Source organism: Streptococcus mitis (assembly GCF_013305725.1).
GTDB classification, from domain to species: Bacteria; Bacillota; Bacilli; order Lactobacillales; family Streptococcaceae; genus Streptococcus; species Streptococcus mitis_BO.
The window spans coordinates 1,277,722-1,295,219 of sequence record NZ_CP047883.1 but is presented as its reverse complement, the minus strand read 5'-3'; the positions used below and the strand labels follow the sequence as shown (position 1 = coordinate 1,295,219).

Genomic DNA, 17,498 nt, shown 5'->3' with positions numbered 1-17,498 from the left:
AACGAATAGATGTTATAATAAAAGTAGCTCTTTAATGGAGGTGTTTGAGTGGAAAATCTGAAGAAAATAGCAGGTATCAAGGCTGCTGAATTTGTCAATGATGGCATGATTGTCGGACTGGGAACGGGTTCTACTGCCTATTATTTTGTAGAAGAAATCGGTCGTCGTATCAAGGAAGAAGGATTGCAGATTACAGCTGTAACGACTTCTAGTGTGACTAGTAAACAGGCTGAAGGGCTTAATATCCCACTCAAGTCTATTGACCAAGTAGACTTCGTCGATGTGACAGTTGACGGGGCGGATGAAGTGGATAGTCAGTTTAATGGAATAAAAGGTGGTGGTGGTGCTCTTCTGATGGAGAAGGTTGTCGCAACGCCCTCAAAAGAATATATTTGGGTGGTGGATGAAAGCAAGCTGTTTGAGAAACTAGGTGCTTTTAAATTGCCAGTAGAAGTGGTTCAGTATGGTGCAGAACAGGTCTTTCGTCGTTTTGAGCAAGCTGGCTACAAACCAAGCTTCCGTGAAAAAGATGGCCAACGTTTTGTGACCGATATGCAGAACTTTATCATTGACCTTGCCTTGGATGTCATCGAGGATCCAATTGCTTTCGGACAAGAATTGGACCATGTCGTTGGTGTTGTAGAGCACGGATTATTCAACCAAATGGTTGATAAGGTCATCGTTGCTGGACGAGATGGGGTTCAGATTTTAACTTCAACAAAAGCAAACTAATCAACATAATAAGGAGACACATTATGTCAAAATTTAATCGTATTCACTTGGTGGTACTGGATTCTGTGGGAATCGGTGCTGCACCAGATGCTAATAACTTTGTCAATGCAGGAGTTCCAGATGGAGCTTCTGACACATTAGGACACATTTCAAAAGCAGTTGGTTTGAATGTCCCAAACATGGCTAAAATTGGTCTAGGAAATATTCCTCGTGAAACCCCTCTTAAGACTGTACCAGCTGAAAGCAATCCAACAGGTTATGCAACAAAATTGGAAGAAGTGTCTCTTGGTAAGGATACCATGACTGGACACTGGGAAATCATGGGACTCAACATTACGGAGCCTTTCGATACTTTTTGGAACGGATTCCCAGAAGAAATCCTGACAAAAATCGAAGAATTTTCAGGACGCAAGGTTATTCGTGAAGCTAACAAACCTTACTCAGGAACGGCTGTTATCGATGATTTTGGACCACGTCAGATGGAAACTGGAGAGTTGATTATCTATACTTCAGCTGACCCTGTTTTGCAAATTGCTGCTCATGAAGATATTATTCCTTTGGATGAATTGTACCGTATCTGTGAATACGCGCGTTCGATTACCCTTGAGCGTCCTGCCCTTCTAGGTCGTATCATTGCCCGTCCTTATGTAGGTGAACCAGGTAACTTCACTCGTACAGCAAATCGTCGTGACTTGGCTGTATCTCCATTTGCACCAACTGTTTTGGATAAATTGAACGAAGCAGGTATCGATACTTATGCTGTTGGTAAAATCAACGATATCTTTAACGGTGCTGGTATCAACCATGACATGGGCCACAACAAGTCAAACAGCCATGGAATTGATACACTATTGAAGACCATAGGCCTTGCTGAGTTTGAAAAAGGATTCTCATTCACAAACTTGGTTGACTTTGATGCCCTTTACGGCCACCGTCGTAATGCTCACGGTTATCGTGATTGCTTGCATGAGTTTGATGAACGATTACCTGAAATTATTGCAGCCATGAGAGAGAATGATCTTCTCTTGATTACAGCGGACCATGGAAATGACCCAACCTATGCAGGAACAGACCACACTCGCGAATATATTCCACTTTTGGCTTACAGTCCTTCCTTTAAAGGAAATGGTGTCATTCCAGTTGGATATTTTGCAGATATCTCAGCGACAGTTGCGGATAACTTTGGTGTTGAAACTGCCATGATTGGGGAAAGTTTCTTAGATAAATTGGTATAAGATGACGCGCTATGCTTTACTGGTAAGGGGCATTAATGTCGGTGGGAAAAATAAGGTCGTCATGGCGGAGCTTCGGCAAGAATTGACAGACTTGGGACTGGAAAAGGTTGAGACCTACATCAACAGTGGCAATATTTTCTTTACATCGATAGTTCCCAAAGTACGATTGGTTGAAAAGTTAGAGGCTTTCTTTGAAGTCCATTATCCATTTATTCAGAACTTTTCCTTGCTGAGTCAGGAAGACTATGAAGCAGAAGTGGAGAATCTACCAGCTTGGTGGACCAAAGATTTGGCACGAAAGGATGTCCTCTTTTACACGGAGGGCTTGGATGTGGCTCAAGTCATTGAGAAAGTTGAAAGTTTAGAACTGGAAGATGAAGTTCTTCATTTCGGAAAACTTGGTATTTTCTGGGGGAAATTTTCTGAAGAATCCTACTATGCAACTGCCTATCACAAATACTTACTCAAGATGCCTTTCTACCGCCAAATCACCATTCGTAATGCTAAAACTTTTGACAAAATCGGTCAAATGCTAAAAAAATAATAAAGGAGACACAATGACGTTTTTAAATAAGATCAAGGAAACAGCTGCCTTCCTGAAAGACAAGGGAATCCAAGCACCTGAGTTTGGTTTAATACTTGGATCAGGTCTGGGAGAACTTGCAGAAGAAATCGAAAATCCAGTTATAGTAGACTATGCTGAGATTCCAAACTGGGGCCGCTCTACAGTAGTTGGTCACGCAGGGAAATTGGTATATGGTGACCTTGCAGGTCGAAAAGTTTTGGCTCTTCAAGGTCGCTTCCATTTCTACGAGGGAAATCCTCTGGAAGTGGTGACTTTCCCAGTGCGTGTCATGAAAGTTCTTGGATGTGAAGGTGTCATTGTAACCAATGCAGCTGGAGGTATTGGATTTGGTCCTGGTACCTTGATGGCTATCTCAGACCATATCAATATGACGGGGCAGAACCCATTGATGGGTGAAAACTTGGATGATTTTGGTCCACGTTTCCCTGATATGTCTAAAGCCTATACACCAGAATACCGTGCTACTGCCCATGAAGTGGCTAAGAAACTTGGTATCAAGCTTGATGAAGGTGTCTATATCGGTGTAACTGGTCCGACTTATGAAACACCAGCAGAAATTCGCGCCTATAAGACACTGGGAGCAGATGCAGTTGGTATGTCGACTGTTCCTGAAGTTATTGTGGCAGCTCACTCAGGCTTGAAAGTTCTCGGTATTTCATGTATTACTAACCATGCTGCAGGCTTCCAAGAAGAACTCAACCACGAAGAAGTTGTAGAAGTGACTGAACGTGTTAAAGGTGATTTCAAAGGCTTGCTTAAAGCGATTCTTGCTGAATTGTAATCATGTTAATAGAATTGAGGAGTATTTTTCGAAAAATCCCTTATAATTTTAGATTATTCATAGCAGTAATTCTACAAGGAATAGTTTCGGGTTTATCTGGTATTTTTCTCCATTATCTTTTAGAGATAGTAGAGAGTCTAGCTTTTGGTCAGTCAGAACATCATAGTGGATTTTTGACAGATGGAGTTTCCTCCTCAAGGATAGGACTATGTTTAATAATTGTGGGTCTTGGCTCATCCTTGGTCTGGTATTTCTTGCAAAAAGGGTCGAAGATTTATTCCATCAAAGCTCAGATGAAGGATGAGACTTCACAATACAAGCTTCATTTTCTAAAACAGCTATTTCATTCAATTTGGCAGATTATTGCAGTTGGAGGGGGAGCGCCTATTGGTAAAGAAGCTGCGCCACGAGAGATTGGAACTCTATTTGCAGGGCCAATTGGAAAAATATGTTTTCTCTCTAAGAAGGATCAAATCTTTCTCCTTGCTTGTGGTGCTGGTGCTGGTTTAGCGGCTGTCTATCAGGTTCCATTAACAAGTGTCTTCTTTGTTTTTGAAACCCTAGGAATTGCTCTATCTATTAAACGATTTGTCTTAATCGGTTTGACTACCTATGTTTCAACCTATATAGCAGGCTTGGTTATTTCAGATCAGGCTCTCTACCAGATTCCATCCCTCTCATGGTCATTAAAGGAAATATGGATTATTCCCTTATTACTTCTTTTCTTAACTCCACTAGCTTGGTTTTTTGGTCGCTTAAGTAAAGAAATGTCTTCAAACAGGATAAAAGATAAACGAGTACTTCTCACATTGCCTACAGCTTTTCTTTTTCTTGTTGGATTGGCAAGTTATTTTCCACACCTACTTGGAAATGGACGGATGATGGCTCAGGAGATTTTAAATGGTAGCAGTGGCCAAACAGTGCTTCTCATGTTTTTCCTAAAAGCAGTGGTCGTTCTTATTACTCTTTGGGCAGGAGCCTATGGTGGTACACTCACACCATCTTTTGCTTTGGGGATGGCTGGAGCTACACTCCTTGGCATAATTCTAGGTGGAGATAGCCATTTAACCATGTTGCTTTTGGGATCTGTTTGCTTTTTGTCTGTGACCTTGAGGGCGCCCATTTCTGCAACTGGATTAGTAATAGGCTTCACTGGAATAGGTTTAGATTCTCTTCCGTATCTCTTAGTAACTGCTTTCCTAGCTTATGGTTTTGCAAAAGTGTTAGATCGCTTTCCTTGGGCTAGCATACTGTGTCAGAAGTTAAAGAATAAAGTAATTAGGTAGGAAATGCCGTTTCTTCTAATCAAGGATTTATCTTAAAAGATTAAAAACTATTGTCAGTTTATCAATAACTGTTTTAAATAAAAATGTAGTAGGTTTATCGGAGTCATGATTGAATACGATTTTTCCTAGCTATGAAATATAAAAATAATAAAAAGAAAGGTAGAGCGTGTGTTCTGATTTAAACACGAGCGGAAAACTTTTCTAAAAACTCAGAAGAGAAGGGGAGTTCGGGATTGAATTGAAGCCGCTCTAATCTTCTCAATATCATCAAAATTAAGAAAGGAAGGAATTGAACCCACCCTAAAAGCAGTGGGAAAAAGATAGTTGGTCTAGCGAGCATCGCTCACTGCACCCAACTCCTATTTTCCCTTTGCTTTTTGACGGGTTTGGTATCTTTCTGATTATAAATTTTAGAATAAAGAAAGGATGGGTAAACCGTATTTGCTGAACTGAATACGGGCGGAGAACTGTGTAAAAAAGATAAACTGTTTAGCATCTGCGATGCGTCATCAGTTTCCTATTTTTACTTTATTCTCTGTCGCTATCCTGAATATAAAAAAAGAAAGGTAGAGTGAGGTGTTCTAATTTGAACACGAGCGGAAAACTTGGAAAATAGATAATCTGACTGAGAAATCAGGATTTCTCGTCAGATTCCTAATTTTCACTCGTTTTCTTGTCGCTCTTTGTATCATAAATTATGTCTATCCATATTGCTGCTCAGCAGGGTGAAATTGCTGATAAAATTCTTCTTCCTGGGGATCCTCTTCGTGCGAAATTTATTGCGGAGAATTTTCTTGAAGATGCTGTTTGTTTTAACGAAGTGCGTAATATGTTTGGTTACACTGGTACTTACAAGGGCCACCGTGTATCTGTCATGGGAACTGGGATGGGGATGCCCTCTATTTCGATTTATGCGCGTGAGTTAATTGTTGACTACGGAGTAAAAAAATTGATCCGTGTGGGAACTGCAGGTTCTTTGAATGAAGACGTTCACGTCCGTGAATTGGTTTTGGCGCAGGCAGCTGCAACCAACTCTAACATCATCCGCAATGACTGGCCACAGTACGATTTCCCACAAATCGCTAGCTTTGATTTGCTGGACAAGGCCTACCATATCGCCAAAGAACTCGGTATGACCACCCACGTTGGGAACGTTTTGTCTTCTGATGTCTTTTATTCAAACTACTTTGAAAAGAACATCGAACTTGGTAAATGGGGAGTCAAGGCTGTGGAAATGGAAGCAGCAGCTCTTTACTATCTGGCTGCTCAATACCATGTTGATGCCCTTGCTATCATGACTATTTCTGATAGTTTGGTCAATCCAGATGAAGACACGACTGCAGAAGAGCGTCAAAATACCTTTACAGATATGATGAAGGTTGGATTAGAAACCTTAATTGCAGAGTAAAATGTAAAAGAAAATCCTGATTTCAAGTAACATCAGGATTTTTTTATGGATGCGATTTTTTCTGGGTCTGGTGTGACACGGAGGGTCTTTTGTCCTGTGTAAGTGACAAAGCCTGGTTTTCCACCAGTTGGTTTATTGAGTTTCTTGACTTCAATCATATCTACCTGCACCAGATTTGACAGGCGTCCTTGAGAGAAGTAGGCGGCCAGCTCTGCTGCGTCTGTCTTGACTTCATCAGATGGGTCAAGATTGCCTGAGATGACAACATGGCTTCCAGGAATGTCCTTGGCATGGAACCAAAGTTCCTCCTTGCGGGCCATTTTAAAGGTTAGCTCCTCATTTTGCAGGTTATTGCGACCGACATAGATGATGGTTTTGCCATCGCTTGCTAGATATTGTTCTGGTTTTTTGCGTTTCTGGATTTTCTCCCGTTGTCTTCTGCGGATAAAACCTGTTTGGATCAATTCTTCACGGATTTCAGCGATTTCTTCTAGTCCAGCTTGGTTGAGGACGGTTTCTACACTTTCCAGATAGAGAATGGTTGCCTTGGTTTCCTCAATCAGCTCAGTCAAGTATTTGACAGCTTCTTTGAGTTTCTGATACCGTTTAAAATAGCGTTGGGCATTCTGGTTGGGAGTCAAGGCCTTATCAAGCGCAATTGTGATAGGTTGATTAGTATAGTAGTTGTCTAGGATAACCTGATCTTGGTCATTAGGAACTTGATGGAGGAAGGTTGTCAGTAATTCCCCCTTTTGACGAAATTCTTCAGCGTTGTCTGTCGCCAGTAACTCTTTTTCTTGTTTTTTAAGCTTATGACGATTTTTTTGAAGTTCATTTTCAACACGACGAATGAGTTCACTGGCTTGCTGTTTTACGCGGTCGCGCTCAGCCTTATCCTTATAGTAGGTGTCCAACAAATCAGAAAGACTGGCAAAAGGCTCTCCCACCTGATTTGCAAAAGGAACTGGGCTGAAGGAAGTCTCAGTCAAGCATGGCTTGGTTTCTTGATTGAAAAAGTTTCGGAAAGTGGAAAGTTTTTCACTAACCAGTATCCTTTCCAATTCATTTGCCGTATCGCGTCCCAGACCTTGAAAGAGGCTTTGAAGATTTTTAGCTGTCGTTTCCTGTGTTTGCAGGATTTCAAAAAGTTTCTCGTCCTTGATTGTAAAAGGATTGAGAGCTTCCGTACTTGGCGGAGCGATATAGGTCGATCCAGGAAGCAAGGTGCGGTAGCTATTTTGTGAAAAGCCAACATGTTTGATAACTTCGAGGATTTTATGACTGCTTTTATCGACCAGTAGAATATTACTGTGTTTCCCCATAATTTCGATAATCAAGGTAGCCTGAATATGGTCCCCAATCTCGTTTTTATTAGAAACCGTAATTTCCACAATACGGTCATTTTCCACTTGCTCAATCGACTCAATCAGGGCACCCTGCAAATATTTTCTTAAAACCATGATAAAGGTAGAAGGCTGGGCTGGGTTTTCAAAAGTTGTTTGGGTCAGCTGAATGCGTCCAAAAACTGGATGGGCAGAAAGGAGCAGGCGATGACTTTGGCGATTGCTACGGATTTGCAAGACCAACTCTTGTTCAAAAGGTTGATTGATTTTCTGAATGCGACCATTCACTAATTCTCTTCGCAATTCCTCAACCATGTGGTGTAAAAAAAATCCGTCAAATGACATCGTTCTCTCCTTGTGATTGTATTCCATAGTATTATATCAAAAAGGTAGAATAAAATCATGGAAATGTGGTATAATAAAGCCAAGTAAAGAGAAACGAGAAGCACATGTATATTGAAATGGTAGATGAAACTGGTCAAGTTTCAAAAGAAATGTTGCAACAAACCCAAGAGATTTTGGAATTTGCAGCCCAAAAATTAGGAAAAGAAGACAAGGAGATGGCAGTTACCTTTGTGACCAATGAGCGTAGTCATGAACTCAATCTGGAGTACCGTGACACCGACCGTCCGACAGATGTCATCAGCCTTGAGTATAAGCCAGAGTTGGAAATTGCCTTTGACGAAGAGGATTTGCTTGAAAATCCGGAATTAGCAGAGATGATGTCTGAGTTTGATGCCTATATTGGGGAACTGTTCATCTCTATCGATAAGGCTCATGAGCAGGCTGAGGAATATGGTCACAGCTTTGAGCGTGAGATGGGCTTCTTGGCAGTACACGGCTTTTTACATATCAACGGCTATGATCACTACACTCCGGAAGAAGAAGAGGAGATGTTCGGTTTACAAGAAGAGATTTTGACAGCCTATGGACTCACAAGACAATAAACGAAAATGGAAAAATCGTGACCTGATATCCAGTTTAGAATTTGCCCTCACAGGGATTTTTACTGCTATAAAGGAAGAACGCAATATGCGAAAACATGCAGTGACGGCTCTAGTGGTCATCCTGGCAGGTTTTGTTTTTCAGGTGTCACGAATCGAATGGCTCTTTCTCCTATTGAGCATTTTCTTGGTAGTAGCCTTTGAAATTATCAACTCTGCCATTGAAAATGTGGTGGATTTGGCCAGTCACTATCACTTTTCCATGCTGGCTAAAAATGCCAAGGATATGGCGGCTGGCGCGGTATTAGTGGTCTCTCTTTTCGCAGCCTTAACAGGCGCATTGATTTTTCTCCCACGAATCTGGGACTTAATATTTTAAACAGTAAGAGGAAATTATGACTTTTAAATCAGGCTTTGTAGCCATTTTAGGACGTCCCAATGTTGGGAAGTCAACCTTTTTAAATCACGTCATGGGGCAAAAGATTGCCATCATGAGTGACAAGGCGCAGACAACGCGCAACAAAATCATGGGAATTTACACGACCGATAAGGAGCAAATCGTCTTTATCGACACGCCAGGGATTCACAAGCCTAAAACGGCCCTTGGAGATTTCATGGTTGAGTCTGCCTACAGCACCCTTCGTGAAGTGGACACCGTTCTTTTCATGGTGCCCGCTGATGAAGCGCGTGGTAAGGGAGACGACATGATTATCGAGCGTCTCAAGGCTGCCAAGATTCCTGTGATTCTAGTGGTAAACAAGATTGATAAGGTCCATCCAGACCAGCTTTTGTCTCAGATTGATGATTTCCGAAATCAGATGGACTTCAAAGAAATCGTTCCAATCTCAGCCCTTCAGGGAAATAACGTGTCTCGTCTAGTGGATATTTTGAGTGAAAATCTGGACGAAGGTTTCCAGTATTTCCCGTCTGATCAAATCACAGACCATCCAGAACGTTTCTTGGTTTCAGAGATGGTTCGTGAGAAAGTCTTGCACCTAACTCGTGAAGAGATTCCTCACTCAGTTGCTGTAGTAGTTGATTCTATGAAACGAGACGAAGAGACAGATAAGGTTCACATCCGTGCAACTATCATGGTGGAGCGCGATAGTCAGAAAGGGATTATCATCGGTAAAGGTGGCGCTATGCTTAAGAAAATCGGTAGCATGGCTCGTCGTGATATCGAACTCATGCTAGGAGACAAGGTCTTCCTAGAAACATGGGTCAAGGTCAAGAAAAACTGGCGCGATAAAAAACTAGATTTGGCTGACTTTGGCTATAATGAAAAAGAATACTAAGTAGAGGTGGGCTCATGCCTGCTTCTTGTTTTTACAGAAGGAGGACTTATGCCTGAATTACCTGAGGTTGAAACCGTTCGTCGTGGTTTAGAAAAATTGATTCTGGGAAAGAAGATTTCGAGTATAGAAATTCGCTATCCCAAGATGATTAAGACGAATTTGGACGAGTTTCAAAAGGAAGTGCCTGGTCAGATTGTTGAGTCCATGGGACGTCGTGGAAAATATTTGCTTTTCTGCCTGACAGACAAGGTCTTGATTTCCCATTTGCGCATGGAAGGCAAGTATTTTTACTATCCAGACCAGGTTCCTGAACGTAAGCATGCCCATGTTTTCTTCCAGTTTGAAGACGGTGGCACGCTTGTTTATGAGGATGTACGCAAGTTTGGGACTATGGAACTGTTTGCACCAGACCTTTTGGAAGCCTACTTTATTTCTAAAAAATTAGGGCCTGAACCAAGCGAACAAGAATTTGATTTGCAGGTCTTTCAAGCTGCCCTAGCCAAGTCCAAAAAGCCTATCAAATCCCACCTTTTAGACCAGACCTTGGTTGCTGGTCTTGGCAATATTTATGTGGATGAAGTCCTCTGGCGAGCTCAGGTTCATCCAGCAAGACCTTCGCAAACTTTGACAGTAGCAGAAGCGACAGCCATTCATGACCAGACCATCGCTGTTTTGGGTCAGGCTGTTGAAAAAGGTGGTTCCACCATTCGGACTTATACCAATGCCTTTGGGGAAGATGGAACCATGCAGGATTTTCATCAGGTCTATGACAAGGCTGGTCAAGAATGTGTACGCTGTGGCACTGTGATTGAAAAAATCCAACTAGGCAGACGAGGCACCCACTTTTGTCCAAACTGTCAAAGGAGGGACTGATGGGAAAAATCATCGGAATCACAGGAGGAATTGCCTCGGGTAAGTCAACTGTGACAAATTTTCTTAGACAGCAAGGTTTTCAAGTGGTGGATGCCGATGCAGTCGTCCACCAACTACAGAAACCTGGTGGTCGTCTGTTTGAGGCTCTAGTTCAGCATTTTGGTCAAGAAATCATTCTAGAAAATGGAGAACTCAATCGCCCTCTCCTAGCTAGTCTCATCTTTTCAAATCCTGAGGAACGAGAATGGTCTAAGCGAATCCAAGGGGAGATTATTCGTGAAGAACTGGCTACTTTGAGAGACCAGTTGGTTCAGACAGAAGAGATTTTTTTCATGGATATTCCCCTGCTTTTTGAGCAGGACTACAGCGCTTGGTTTGATGAGACGTGGTTGGTCTATGTGGACCGAGATACCCAAGTAGAACGTTTAATGAAAAGAGACCAGTTGTCCAAAAATGAAGCTGAATCTCGTCTGGCAGCCCAGTGGCCTTTAGAGCAAAAGAAAGGTTTAGCTAGCCATGTTCTAGACAATAATGGCAATCTGGACCAGCTTCTTACTCAAGTGCGTATCCTTCTCGAGGGAGGTAAGCAATATGACAGAGATTAACTGGAAGGATAATTTGCGTATTGCCTGGTTTGGTAATTTTCTGACAGGAGCCAGTATTTCTTTGGTTGTGCCCTTTATGCCCATTTTTGTGGAAAATCTGGGTGTAGGGAGTGAGCAAGTCGCTTTTTATGCAGGTTTAGCTATTTCTGTCTCTGCTATTTCTGCGGCGCTCTTTTCTCCTATCTGGGGTATTTTTGCTGATAAATACGGTCGAAAACCCATGATGATTCGTGCTGGTCTGGCCATGACTATCACTATGGGAGGTTTGGCCTTTGTCCCAAATATCTATTGGTTAATCTTTCTTCGTTTATTAAACGGTGTATTTGCGGGATTTGTTCCCAATGCAACGGCCTTGATAGCCAGTCAGGTTCCCAAGGAGAAATCAGGCTCTGCCTTAGGTACTTTGTCTACAGGCGTAGTTGCAGGTACTCTAACTGGTCCCTTTATCGGGGGATTTATTGCAGAATTATTTGGCATTCGTACTGTTTTCTTACTGGTTGGTAGTTTTCTATTCTTAGCTGCTGTTTTAACTATTTGCTTTATTAAGGAAGAGTTTCAACCAGTAGCCAAGGAAAAGGCCATCCCAACAAAGGAATTATTTACATCAGTTAAATATCCCTATCTCTTGGTCAACCTCTTTCTGACCAGTTTTGTCATCCAATTTTCAGCCCAATCAATCGGCCCTATCTTAGCTCTGTATGTACGCGACTTAGGCCAGACAGAGAATCTTCTTTTTGTATCTGGTTTGATTGTATCCAGTATGGGCTTTTCCAGTATGATGAGTGCAGGAGTCATGGGAAAGCTAGGTGACAAGGTGGGCAATCATCGTCTCTTGATTGTAGCCCAGTTTTATTCAGTTATCATCTATCTCCTCTGTGCCAATGCTTCTAGTCCGCTTCAACTAGGACTTTATCGTTTCCTCTTTGGATTGGGAACCGGTGCCTTGATTCCCGGAGTTAATGCCCTTCTCAGCAAGATGACGCCCAAAGCTGGTATTTCGAGGGTCTTTGCCTTCAATCAGGTATTCTTTTATCTGGGAGGTGTCGTTGGGCCTATATCAGGTTCTGCAGTAGCAGGAAAATTTGGCTACCATGCAGTCTTTTATGCGACAAGCCTTTGTGTTGCCTTTAGTTGTCTCTTTAACCTTCTTCAATTTCGAACATTATTAAAAGTAAAGGAAATCTAGTGCGAGTAAAAATTAATCTCAAATGCTCCTCTTGTGGCAGTATCAATTACCTAACCAGTAAAAATTCAAAAACCCATCCAGACAAGATTGAGGTTTTAAAGTATTGTCCCAAGGAAAGAAAAGTAACCCTACATCTTGAATCTAAGTAGATTTTATGGTAAAATAATAGGGATTTTAAGGAGTTTGATATGTATAACCTATTATTAACCATTTTATTAGTATTATCTGTTGTGATTGTGATTGCGATTTTCATGCAACCAACCAAAAACCAATCCAGCAATGTATTTGATGCCAGCTCAGGTGATTTGTTTGAACGCAGTAAAGCACGCGGTTTTGAAGCTGTAATGCAGCGATTGACAGGGATTTTAGTCTTTTTCTGGCTAGCCATTGCCTTAGCATTGACGGTATTATCAAGTAGATAAGAAAATAATGGGCAGGACTAGGTCTTTGCCTCTTTTTGTTTTTAAAGGATGTGTAAGAAGGTTTTACAGTAAAAGAAAATAAAAAATCTAGAAAGAAAATATGAAAGACAGAATAAAAGAATATTTACAAGATAAGGGAAAGGTAACTGTCAATGACTTGGCTCAGGCTTTGGAAAAAGACGGTTCCAAGGATTTTCGTGAGTTGATTAAAACCTTGTCCCTAATGGAAAGAAAGCACCAGATACGCTTTGAAGAAGATGGAACTTTGACTTTGGAAGTCAAGAAAAAACATGAGATTACTCTCAAGGGGATTTTTCATGCCCATAAAAATGGCTTTGGTTTTGTCAGCTTAGAAGGCGAAGAGGACGACCTTTTTGTAGGAAAAAACGATGTCAACTATGCTATTGATGGTGATACCGTTGAGGTCGTCATCAAGAAAGTCGCTGACCGTAACAAGGGAACTGCTGCTGAAGCCAAAATTATCGATATCCTAGAACACAGTTTGACAACCGCTGTCGGTCAAATCGTTCTAGATCAGGAAAAGCCTAAGTATGCTGGCTATATTCGTTCAAAAAATCAGAAAATCAGCCAACTGATCTATGTTAAGAAACCAGCCCTTAAACTCGAGGGAACCGAAGTTCTCAAGGTCTTTATCGATAAATACCCAAGCAAGAAACATGATTTCTTTGTCGCGAGTGTCCTCGATGTGGTGGGGCATTCAACGGATGTCGGAATTGATGTTCTTGAGGTCTTGGAATCAATGGACATTGTATCCGAGTTTCCAGAAGCTGTTGTCAAGGAAGCAGAAAGTGTGCCTGATGTTCCGTCTCAAAAGGATATGGAGGGTCGTCTGGATCTGAGAGATGAGATTACCTTTACCATTGATGGTGCTGACGCTAAAGACTTGGACGATGCTGTGCATATCAAGGCTCTGAAAAATGGCAATATCGAACTCGGAGTTCACATAGCAGATGTTTCCTATTATGTTACTGAGGGTTCTGCCCTTGATAAGGAAGCTCTTAACCGCGCAACTTCTGTCTATGTGACAGACCGTGTGGTCCCAATGCTTCCAGAACGACTGTCAAATGGCATTTGCTCCCTCAATCCTCAAGTTGATCGCCTGACCCAGTCTGCCATTATGGAGATTGATAAACATGGTCGTGTAGTCAACTACACCATCACACAAACGGTTATCAAGACTAGCTTCAGGATGACCTACAGTGATGTCAATGATATCCTAGCTGGAGACAAGGAAAAGAGACAAGAATATCAGAAAATTGTCCCTAGTATCGAACTCATGGCCAAGCTTCATGAAACTTTAGAAAATATGCGTGTGAAACGTGGAGCCCTCAATTTTGATACCAATGAAGCTAAGATTTTAGTGGATAAACAAGGTAAGCCTGTTGATATCGTTCTTCGTCAGCGTGGTGTTGCCGAGCGCATGATTGAGTCCTTCATGTTGATGGCCAATGAAACAGTTGCCGAACATTTCAGCAAGTTGGATTTGCCTTTTATCTATCGAATTCACGAGGAGCCTAAGGCTGAAAAAGTTCAGAAGTTTATTGATTATGCTTCAAGCTTTGGCTTGCGCATTTATGGGACTGCTAGTGAGATTAGCCAGGAGGCTCTCCAAGACATCATGAGTGCTGTTGAGGGAGAACCTTATGCAGATGTATTATCCATGATGCTTCTACGCTCTATGCAGCAGGCTCGCTATTCGGAGCACAATCACGGCCACTATGGATTAGCAGCTGACTATTACACTCACTTTACCAGTCCGATTCGTCGTTATCCAGACCTTCTTGTTCATCGTATGATTCGTGATTACGGCCGTTCTAAGGAAATAGCAGAGCATTTTGAACAAGTGATTCCAGAGATTGCGACCCAGTCTTCCAACCGTGAGCGTCGAGCTATCGAGGCCGAGCGTGAAGTCGAAGCCATGAAAAAGGCTGAGTACATGGAAGAATACGTGGGTGAAGAGTACGATGCGGTTGTGTCCAGCATTGTCAAGTTTGGTCTCTTTGTCGAATTGCCAAACACAGTTGAAGGCTTGATTCACATCACTAATTTACCTGAATTTTATCATTTCAACGAACGTGATTTGACTCTTCGTGGAGAAAAATCAGGAACAACCTTCCGTGTAGGGCAACAGATTCGTATCCGAGTTGAAAGAGCCGACAAGATGACGGGTGAAATTGACTTCTCATATATCCCAAGTGAGTTTGATGTGATTGAAAAAGGCTTAAAACAGTCTAATCGCAGTGACAGGGGGCGTGGTTCAAGTCGTCGTTCAGATAAGAAGGAAGATAAGAGAAAATCAGGACGCTCAAATGATAAGCGCAAGCATTCACAAAAAGACAAGAAGAAAAAAGGAAAGAATCCTTTTTATAAGGAAGTAGCTAAGAAAGGAGCTAAGCATGGCAAAGGGCGAGGGAAAGGTCGTCGCACAAAATAAAAAGGCGCGCCACGACTATACAATCGTAGATACGCTAGAGGCAGGGATGGTCCTGACTGGAACTGAAATCAAGAGTGTACGAGCAGCTCGAATCAATCTCAAGGATGGCTTTGCCCAAGTAAAAAATGGGGAGGTATGGCTGAGCAATGTTCATATCGCTCCTTACGAAGAGGGCAATATCTGGAACCAAGAACCAGAACGTCGTCGAAAACTCTTACTCCATAAAAAGCAAATTCAAAAATTGGAACAAGAGACTAAAGGAACAGGAATGACCCTGGTTCCCCTTAAAGTCTATATCAAAGATGGCTATGCCAAGCTCCTTTTAGGCCTAGCTAAAGGGAAGCATGACTACGATAAACGGGAGTCTATCAAACGACGTGAGCAAAACCGCGACATCGCGCGTGTTATGAAAGCTGTTAATCAGCGATAAAAAGAGGAATGAAGATGGAAAAACTAGTTGCCTATAAACGCATGCCTTTGTGGACTAAAGAAACCATGCCAGAGGCTGTTCAGCAAAAGCACAATACCAAGGTTGGGACTTGGGGCAAGATTACTGTTTTAAAAGGAACTCTCAAGTTTATTGAATTGACAGAGGATGGTGAGGTTCTAGCTGAACACCTATTTGAAGCAGGGGCTGACAATCCAATGGCGCAACCACAAGCCTGGCACCGAGTGGAGGCTGTAACAGACGATGTAGAATGGTACTTGGAATTTTATTGTAAACCTGAGGATTATTTTCCTAAGAAATACAATACCAATCCTGTTCATTCAGAGGTCCTAGAGGCAATGCAGACAGTAAAACCAGGTAAAGCCTTGGATTTGGGCTGTGGTCAGGGCCGTAACTCTCTCTTTCTTGCACAGAATGGTTTTGATGTGACAGCTGTAGATCAAAATGAATTGGCCCTTGAAATCTTACAAAGCATTGTGGAGCAGGAAGATTTGGACATGCCTGTTGGTCTATACGATATCAATTCAGCTAGTATTGGGCAAGCGTATGATTTTATCATTTCAACAGTTGTTCTCATGTTTTTGCAAGCAGACCGTATTCCAGCTATTATTCAAAATATGCAGGAGAAAACCAGTGTTGGTGGTTACAATCTTATCGTTTGTGCTATGGACACGGAGGATTATCCTTGCTCTGTGAACTTCCCATTCACATTTAAAGAAGGAGAATTGGCAGACTATTACAAGGACTGGGAATTGGTTAAGTACAATGAAAATCCTGGCCATCTTCACCGTCGCGATGAGAATGGCAATCGTATTCAACTACGCTTTGCGACCATGCTAGCTAAGAAAATCAAATAAACATGAATGAAGATTAGGAATTTTCCTGATCTTTTTTCTTTTTTACGAATAATATAGAAAAGGAGGGAAATCATGTTTGTTGCGAGAGATTCTAGGGGAGAATTGGTAAATGTGTTAGAGGATAAGCTTGAGAAGCAAGCATACACCTGCCCAGCTTGTGGAGGTCAGCTCCGTTTGCGTCAAGGACCAAGTGTCCGGATCCATTTTGCCCACAAAACCTTAAAAGACTGTGATTTTTCCTCTGAAAATGAAAGTCCAGAACATCTGGAAAATAAGGAAGTCCTTTATCACTGGTTGAAAAAAGAGGCCGAGGTGCAATTAGAATACCTGCTTCCAGAGCTTAAACAGATTGCGGATGTATTTGTAAATGGCAATCTAGCTTTAGAGGTTCAATGTAGTCCCTTGCCTCAAAAAGTTCTTAAAGAGCGTAGCGAGGGCTATCGTAGTCAGGGTTACCAAGTACTGTGGTTGCTGGGAAAAAAACTGTGGCTCAAGGAGCGTTTGACTCGTCTACAACAAGGTTTTCTCTATTTCAGTCAAAACATGGGCTTTTATGTTTGGGAATTAGACAGTGAAAAACAAGTTTTAAGACTCAAATACCTGATTCACCAAGATCTCCGAGGTAAACTCCATTATCAGATTAAGGAATTTCCCTATGGTCACGGTAGTTTACTGGAGATATTACGTTTTCCCTATAAGAAACAAAAAATATCTCATTTTACAGTTTCTCAGGACAAGGACATCTGTCGTTATATCCGGCAACAACTGTACTATCAAAATCCCATTTGGATGAAAGAACAAGCAGAAGCCTATAAAAAGGGAGAAAATCTCCTGACTTATGGGCTAAAAGAATGGTATCCACAAATTCGACCACTAGTAGGTAATTTTTGCCAAATTGAGCAAGATTTGATTCGCTATTATCTGTATTTTCAAACCTATTATCAAGAAAATCCTCAAAATGATTGGCAAATGCTCTATCCACCAGCCTTTTATCAGCAATATTTCTTAAAAAATATGGTAGAATAGAAAGGATGGAGGAATC

General features: G+C 41.7%; 18 protein-coding genes and 1 pseudogene. 18 read left to right on the top strand and 1 reads right to left on the bottom strand.

Annotated elements, in window-relative coordinates; genetic code table 11:
* Positions 1-48 precede the first annotated feature (48 nt).
* From rpiA to deoD, 6 genes and pseudogenes are all read left to right on the top strand, one after another.
* Positions 49-732, top strand: a complete 684-nt coding sequence (gene rpiA, locus M594_RS06370) for a ribose-5-phosphate isomerase RpiA (RefSeq protein WP_173876272.1) — start codon at positions 49-51, stop codon at positions 730-732.
* A gap of 23 nt (positions 733-755) precedes the next feature.
* The gene (locus M594_RS06365; protein ID WP_173876271.1) at positions 756-1,967 is read left to right on the top strand and encodes a phosphopentomutase; all 1,212 of its coding nucleotides are present in this window, start codon (positions 756-758) and stop codon (positions 1,965-1,967) included.
* 1 nt (position 1,968) lies between these two features.
* Positions 1,969-2,524, top strand: a pseudogene (locus M594_RS06360) (DUF1697 domain-containing protein); the annotation flags it as partial.
* Positions 2,525-3,334, top strand: coding sequence for a purine-nucleoside phosphorylase (locus M594_RS06355; RefSeq protein ID WP_049510569.1), 810 nt, complete (start codon positions 2,525-2,527; stop codon positions 3,332-3,334).
* A 2-nt stretch (positions 3,335-3,336) separates the two neighbouring features.
* Positions 3,337-4,620: a chloride channel protein gene (locus M594_RS06350; protein ID WP_173876269.1), complete on the top strand. Its 1,284-nt coding sequence runs from the start codon at positions 3,337-3,339 to the stop codon at positions 4,618-4,620.
* A 697-nt stretch (positions 4,621-5,317) separates the two neighbouring features.
* Positions 5,318-6,028, top strand: coding sequence for a purine-nucleoside phosphorylase (deoD, locus tag M594_RS06345; protein ID WP_049522200.1), 711 nt, complete (start codon positions 5,318-5,320; stop codon positions 6,026-6,028).
* A gap of 32 nt (positions 6,029-6,060) precedes the next feature.
* On the opposite strand, the gene pavA is transcribed toward deoD, so the two are convergent.
* On the bottom strand, positions 6,061-7,716 hold the full coding sequence (pavA, locus tag M594_RS06340; RefSeq protein WP_173876268.1) for an Rqc2 family fibronectin-binding protein PavA: 1,656 nt from the start codon (positions 7,714-7,716) through the stop codon (positions 6,061-6,063).
* 104 nt (positions 7,717-7,820) lie between these two features.
* Here pavA and ybeY point away from each other — a divergent pair, with 104 nt between their 5' ends.
* The 12 genes from ybeY to M594_RS06280 all read left to right on the top strand — a co-directional run bounded on the left by ybeY (position 7,821) and on the right by M594_RS06280 (position 17,482).
* A complete protein-coding gene (gene ybeY, locus M594_RS06335; RefSeq protein ID WP_173876267.1) occupies positions 7,821-8,318 on the top strand; it encodes an rRNA maturation RNase YbeY in 498 nt (165 codons plus the stop codon).
* Positions 8,299-8,694, top strand: a complete 396-nt coding sequence (locus tag M594_RS06330) for a diacylglycerol kinase family protein (protein ID WP_000378165.1) — start codon at positions 8,299-8,301, stop codon at positions 8,692-8,694. Before ybeY ends, M594_RS06330 begins: the two co-directional genes overlap by 20 nt.
* Positions 8,695-8,710: 16 nt before the next feature.
* On the top strand, positions 8,711-9,610 hold the full coding sequence (gene era, locus M594_RS06325; RefSeq protein ID WP_000143254.1) for a GTPase Era: 900 nt from the start codon (positions 8,711-8,713) through the stop codon (positions 9,608-9,610).
* Between the two features lie 48 nt (positions 9,611-9,658).
* Positions 9,659-10,483 carry a DNA-formamidopyrimidine glycosylase gene (mutM, locus tag M594_RS06320; protein ID WP_173876266.1) on the top strand — a complete coding sequence of 275 codons (825 nt, stop codon included), beginning with the start codon at positions 9,659-9,661 and terminating at the stop codon, positions 10,481-10,483.
* Positions 10,483-11,088, top strand: a complete 606-nt coding sequence (gene coaE, locus M594_RS06315; protein WP_023947227.1) for a dephospho-CoA kinase — start codon at positions 10,483-10,485, stop codon at positions 11,086-11,088. Before mutM ends, coaE begins: the two co-directional genes overlap by 1 nt.
* Complete coding sequence (locus M594_RS06310; RefSeq protein ID WP_173876265.1) at positions 11,075-12,274, top strand: multidrug efflux MFS transporter; 1,200 nt, start codon at positions 11,075-11,077, stop codon at positions 12,272-12,274. The genes coaE and M594_RS06310 overlap by 14 nt, the downstream gene beginning before the upstream one ends.
* Positions 12,274-12,423, top strand: coding sequence for a 50S ribosomal protein L33 (gene rpmG / locus M594_RS06305; protein WP_001809104.1), 150 nt, complete (start codon positions 12,274-12,276; stop codon positions 12,421-12,423). Before M594_RS06310 ends, rpmG begins: the two co-directional genes overlap by 1 nt.
* Before the next feature lie 39 nt (positions 12,424-12,462).
* On the top strand, positions 12,463-12,696 hold the full coding sequence (secG, locus tag M594_RS06300) for a preprotein translocase subunit SecG (protein ID WP_000282517.1): 234 nt from the start codon (positions 12,463-12,465) through the stop codon (positions 12,694-12,696).
* A gap of 100 nt (positions 12,697-12,796) precedes the next feature.
* Positions 12,797-15,151, top strand: coding sequence for a ribonuclease R (gene rnr, locus M594_RS06295; RefSeq protein WP_173876264.1), 2,355 nt, complete (start codon positions 12,797-12,799; stop codon positions 15,149-15,151).
* Positions 15,114-15,581, top strand: a complete 468-nt coding sequence (gene smpB, locus M594_RS06290; protein WP_001051750.1) for an SsrA-binding protein SmpB — start codon at positions 15,114-15,116, stop codon at positions 15,579-15,581. Before rnr ends, smpB begins: the two co-directional genes overlap by 38 nt.
* A 14-nt stretch (positions 15,582-15,595) precedes the next feature.
* A complete protein-coding gene (tehB, locus tag M594_RS06285; protein WP_173876263.1) occupies positions 15,596-16,456 on the top strand; it encodes an SAM-dependent methyltransferase TehB in 861 nt (286 codons plus the stop codon).
* A gap of 72 nt (positions 16,457-16,528) precedes the next feature.
* Positions 16,529-17,482 (top strand): competence protein CoiA, encoded by a 954-nt coding sequence (locus tag M594_RS06280; RefSeq protein WP_000495920.1) that lies wholly within the window; start codon positions 16,529-16,531, stop codon positions 17,480-17,482.
* Positions 17,483-17,498 lie beyond the last annotated feature (16 nt).